The 4,586-nt window shown below is 67.7% G+C and carries 6 protein-coding genes; 2 read left to right on the top strand and 4 right to left on the bottom strand.

Translation table 11 applies throughout. From position 1 onward, the window contains the following. Nucleotides 1-267: 267 nt before the first annotated feature. From I6U14_RS06310 to I6U14_RS06325, 4 genes are all read right to left on the bottom strand, one after another. Nucleotides 268-1,557, bottom strand: a complete 1,290-nt coding sequence (locus I6U14_RS06310; RefSeq protein ID WP_296897786.1) for a D-alanine--D-alanine ligase — start codon at nt 1,555-1,557, stop codon at nt 268-270. Nucleotides 1,558-1,736: 179 nt separating this feature from the next. After that, nucleotides 1,737-2,333 carry a cytochrome C gene (locus I6U14_RS06315; protein ID WP_296897788.1) on the bottom strand — a complete coding sequence of 199 codons (597 nt, stop codon included), beginning with the start codon at nt 2,331-2,333 and terminating at the stop codon, nt 1,737-1,739. Nucleotides 2,334-2,365: 32 nt separating this feature from the next. Then, nucleotides 2,366-2,743, bottom strand: a complete 378-nt coding sequence (locus tag I6U14_RS06320; RefSeq protein ID WP_296897790.1) for a DUF1924 domain-containing protein — start codon at nt 2,741-2,743, stop codon at nt 2,366-2,368. Nucleotides 2,744-2,757: 14 nt separating this feature from the next. Further along, a complete protein-coding gene (locus I6U14_RS06325) occupies nt 2,758-3,381 on the bottom strand; it encodes a cytochrome b/b6 domain-containing protein (RefSeq protein WP_296897791.1) in 624 nt (207 codons plus the stop codon). Between the two features lie 216 nt (nt 3,382-3,597). On the opposite strand from I6U14_RS06325, the gene I6U14_RS06330 reads away from it, so the two are divergent. Together I6U14_RS06330 and I6U14_RS06335 are read left to right on the top strand one after the other, a co-directional pair. Next, entirely contained in the window at nt 3,598-3,927 is a 330-nt protein-coding gene (locus I6U14_RS06330) for a PepSY domain-containing protein (RefSeq protein WP_296897792.1), read from the top strand. Next, on the top strand, nt 3,927-4,586 hold a 660-nt coding region (locus tag I6U14_RS06335; RefSeq protein ID WP_296897794.1), incomplete at its 3' end, for a response regulator transcription factor. The genes I6U14_RS06330 and I6U14_RS06335, both read left to right, overlap by 1 nt.

The raw sequence follows: 4,586 nt of genomic DNA on the forward strand, positions 1-4,586 counted from the left end.
ATGCCCGCCCCGACACCTGCACCGATAGGCCCGGCGAGCACGCCGCCGATGGCGGCGCCTGAGACCATCCGCTGCTCGGCGCTGTTCATGTTTGCACAGCCCATGAGCCCGAGAGCCAGCATAAGCCCTAGAACCGGCGCGGAGAGCCAAGCGAAGTTCATACTCAATCTCCTGTTTGTCCTGTAAGCCGCTGTCAGGATTGTGGAGATTATAGTGTAATCCCGGCCGTCGAAATCGCGCTCGGTCGACCGCGAGCGCCGTCGCGGCCTAGTCGCCGACCGGCGTCAATGTCAGCGGCAACCGCTCCAGGCATTCGCGGTAACGCGCTTCAAGATCTGCCTCCGAGTCTGCGCCGATGAATAACGTCGCCAGCTCATAGCTGTAGCTGTCTTGGTCGCGCAGGTCCGACAGCTTGTCGCCCGCCTTCACCTCCACTTGAATGCGGCTGCAGGGCACCACCGCTTCCACCGCGGCGATCTCCGCCGGCGTCGGCACGCGCTCCACCCGGGCATCCTCAAAGCGCCTCAGCATGAATTTAGCGGCGAGCTTGCATTTCCCGCGCCCCTGCGGGAACTCCGGCTCACGCCCGAGCCCCAGGTCCAGCATCACGCGGTGGTGATACTGCCCGTCCACCATCCGGAACAACGGCGCATGGGACTTGGAGATGCGGGTGTTGATCTCCAGCAGCGAGAGCCGGTCCGTCGCCGGGTCCCAGAAGTGCTCGATGTTGAAGGGCCCCATGTCGTAGCCGATGTGGCGCATCACCCGCTGTGTCACCGCCGTCATCCGCGCCTGCACGGCGGCCGGCAGCTGGGAGGGATACTGGTAGCGGTCGAAGGAGGAGCCCACCGGCCCAGTGCGCAGGGAGTCCACCGTGCCGTAGACGCGTACGTCCCCCTCCCAGACATAGCCCTCCTGGGTGACCTGGTAGCCGGCGGAGATCATGCCCTCGGCGATGCAGTGCCAGCCATCCACCGCGGCCACGTCGGGCGGCAGGGAGGCGTGCTTCAGGATCAGATTGAACGGCTCGGCCCAGCGGCCGATCCTGGCCCGAATGGTGGGCAGAGCCCGCTCGAAGTCTTCGGCATCCCTGATGCGGAAGCCGAGGTGCGAGAGCACGGCCTTCACGGGCTTCAGCCAGAACGGGAAGCCCACCCGGCACTGTGCCAGCGGGTCCTCGGCGAAGGGGTCCACGGCGCAGAAGGGCGGCACCTGCTCCGGCGCCACCTCCGCCTGCTTCAGCCGGCTCCAGTACTTGTGCTCGCATTGCAGCACCGCCTCCAGGCTCGGCCCGGGCAGGCCGACAGCCGCGCGCAGAATGGGCAGCACGGTGCTTACTGGGAAATCCCAGTAGCCGATCACCGCGTCGACGCGTCCCGGGAAGTCACGCAGAATCTGGCAGCCTTCGTCCAGGAGCCGTGCGACCGGGAAGGCATCCTGCTGCTTCAGCTCCGCTTGCGTGAACAGCGGATGGAAAGAAATGCGATCGGCACCCGACAGCGTTTGCAGTTGCTGCAGGTGGAAGTCGTCGAGCCCGACGACGAAGACGTGCTGCATGCCGGCCCCCTGTGCCGCCTCAAGCCCTATTCAGGCCCCCTACTCGGAGCATACACGGCCTTTGCGCGGCCTGCGCCGCACACACGATCGAGGGGCCCCAAAGGACCGGCTGCTGTGCCGGGGGGACCACCGCCATTCCACTGGCGGCACGCCCCTGGGCGTTGGCGAGGCCCCGAGGCTCAGTCGTCCCAGCGTCCATGACCCGGGATGCGCACACGATGCTCGTTATAGACGCCCTCGTTGGCACCAGTATGGCACGCGTTGCAGTTGCTGAAGCTGCCGACGTCCGGATTGCCCGCAACCATACGGGACGGGATCTCATGGTGCTCGTTGCGGAAGTAGCGCGTCGCGGTGATCCGCGGCAGATCCCCGGCACCAGCGCCGCCCACCGCGAAGGCACGGGAGCGCGACCTGCGCGACTGACCCGCGGCGTTGGCGGTGAGATAAGCCGTGAGCTCACGCCGCAGTGCGGGCGACAGAGAGGCGTCGTCGCCGTAGTGGCTCATCAACGCGTCTGGGTCCATGACCTGTCGCCAGGCGTCGCCCGGCAGCAGGCCCGGTTGATAAGCCATGTGGCAGGCGCCGCATTCGTCCGCATAGGCAGCGTTGGTGACGGGCTTGACGTCCTCGCCAGGCTCCAACCAGCCGCCGTGCTCCTCCCCATGCTCCTCGTAGTCGTCATCGTGGTCGTCATCGTCGCCCAGGGCCAGCCCAGCAATGCCGAGCGCCAGCAGGACACCGGCCACAAAGCCGGCAGCACGCAGTGATGTATTCATATCTAAGTCTCCGTTGGGATGCGCTTGCGCCACTATTGGGTGCGGATGTAGGCCAGGAAGTCCGCCTTCTCCGCGGCCGTGCATTCACGCCCCAGGGTCCAACGGCAATTGCGCCTCAGCCATTTCTCGACCTTGGCCTGGTCGGTGAGCCGCTCCGGCTTTACCGACGGTGCCAGGGGCTCGATGGGCTTGCCGGTGCGCACGTGCTGACCCGGCTGGGTCAGATCCGGGGTGTGGCAGGTGGCGCAGCTGCGCGCCGGGCCGCCGTTCCGTTGGCTGTGCTCGCGCACCCAGGCGGCGGCGCCGGCGGCGGCGTCACCGGCGAGGGCGACGGGCGCCGCACCCGCCGCGGCGAGCAGCAGGGCGGCGCCGAGGGCTGGTGTCCGGCGTGAGCTCGTTGGCTGTGTCATCGTCATGCCTCCTATCAGCTGCGGCGCTTGCGGCCGGTGAACATTGAGCCGATCAGGTTCTCGCGATGGGCGAAGCTGGAGAACAACACCCCGGCCACATGCACGGCGATAAAGACGAGCGTCAGATTCGCGAGGACCTCATGCGTCTCCTCGAGCGCCTCGCCGACAGCCGGCGGCGTGCCGCTCATGAGCCCCGCCAGCGGTCCCGACAGCTCCTGCGCGCCGTACAGGGCCATGCCGGTCAGGCCGGTGACGCCGACGAGCGCCAGCAGCGCGACCACCATGGCCCCACCTAACGGGTTATGGCCGAGATGGCGTGGCGCCGAGAGGCGCAGGCTCTCGCGCAGATAGGTGAGCACCTGCCGCGGGCCGCGCACAAAGTCTGAGAAGCGGGCATGACGGGTGCCGACGATGCCCCAGACCAGTCGCACGGCGATGAGGGCAAGCACCAGATAACCGGCCCAGACGTGCACGCCGAGCAGATCGTCCTCGACGATGAAGGCGGTGGCGAAAGCGGCCACCAGCGCCCAATGGAAAATGCGCACCAGCGGATCCCATACCCGCACTTGGTCTATCTGGTTCGGTTGTGGTGCACCCGGCCGGGGGACGGCGTTGGCAGATAAGGTCTGTGTTGTCATGGCTCGTTGCTCCGTTGCTTGAGAAGATGCATACGGTGTCGTCGTGGGCTCGGCGCCCGATGGCGGCGAGCACCGATCTCGACTCACCTGGCCAGCTTAGAGGGCAAGCGCTGACCGATCCCTGTGGGCTTCGGTCAGCCTTTTGTCAGCTCCGGTGATGCAAGCTGAGCGGTGCGGATATGCGTTGAGCGGCAACGTCGGCCTCGGAGCGAGAACATGCGACTGCCCAGAATCCCCAGATCACACCGCCGGGCCACATGGCCCCTGCTGGTGCTCGCGATAGGCTTCGCTGCGCAAGCCGGTCCGCATGATCACGATCACGACCGCGCCCGGGCTGCGCTCGAGCGCGGCGAGGTGCTGCCGCTGGCCGAGATCCTCGCCAGCGTGACCGCGCAGGTCCCTGGGGATGTCGTGGAAGTGGAGCTGGAGCGCGAGCACGGCGCTTGGGTGTACGAGCTCAAGGTCATCGCTCCGAATGGGCGGGTGCTGGAGGTGCTGGTAGATGCCGCCGCAGGCCGGCTGCTCGCGCACGAGGAGGACGACTGATGCGCATCCTGCTGGTCGAGGATGACACGCGCCTCGCCGACGGCATCGCCGCGGCGCTGGAAGCCGCGGGCTTCGTAGTGGCGCGCAGCGCCGACGGCGAGGATGCCTGGTTTTTGGGCGACACAGAGATCTTTTCCGCCGCGATCCTGGACTTGGGACTGCCGGGCATGGACGGGCTCTCGGTGCTGCGGCGCTGGCGCGAGGCCGGGCAAGGGTTCCCGGTGCTGATCCTCACCGCCCGCGGGGATTGGCACGAGCGCGTGGAGGGCATCGACGCCGGCGCCGACGACTACCTGCCGAAACCCTTTCGCATGGAAGAGCTGCTCGCGCGGCTGCGCGCCTTGGTGCGCCGCTCCGCGGGGCAGGCCTCGCCGGTGCTGCGGGTGGGCGGCCTCAGGCTGGACACGCGCCGGATGCAGGTGAGCCGCGATGGCGTGCCGGTGCACCTCTCACCCACCGAGTACCGGCTCGTGGCCTACCTGATGCAGCACGCCGGGCGCGTGGTGCCGCAGCTGGAGCTCACCGAGCAGCTCTATGCTCAGGACTTCGAGCGCGAATCCAACGCCGTCGAGGTGCTCGTCGGTCGGGTGCGCCGCAAGCTCGGCGCGGACCTGATTCGCACCCGGCCGACGAGCACCTCGACGGCGTTGGATTCGCGC

Origin of the sequence: Thiohalocapsa sp., from assembly GCF_019695415.1 — a bacterium.
In the GTDB taxonomy this organism is placed as follows: Bacteria; Pseudomonadota; Gammaproteobacteria; order Chromatiales; family Chromatiaceae; genus Thiohalocapsa.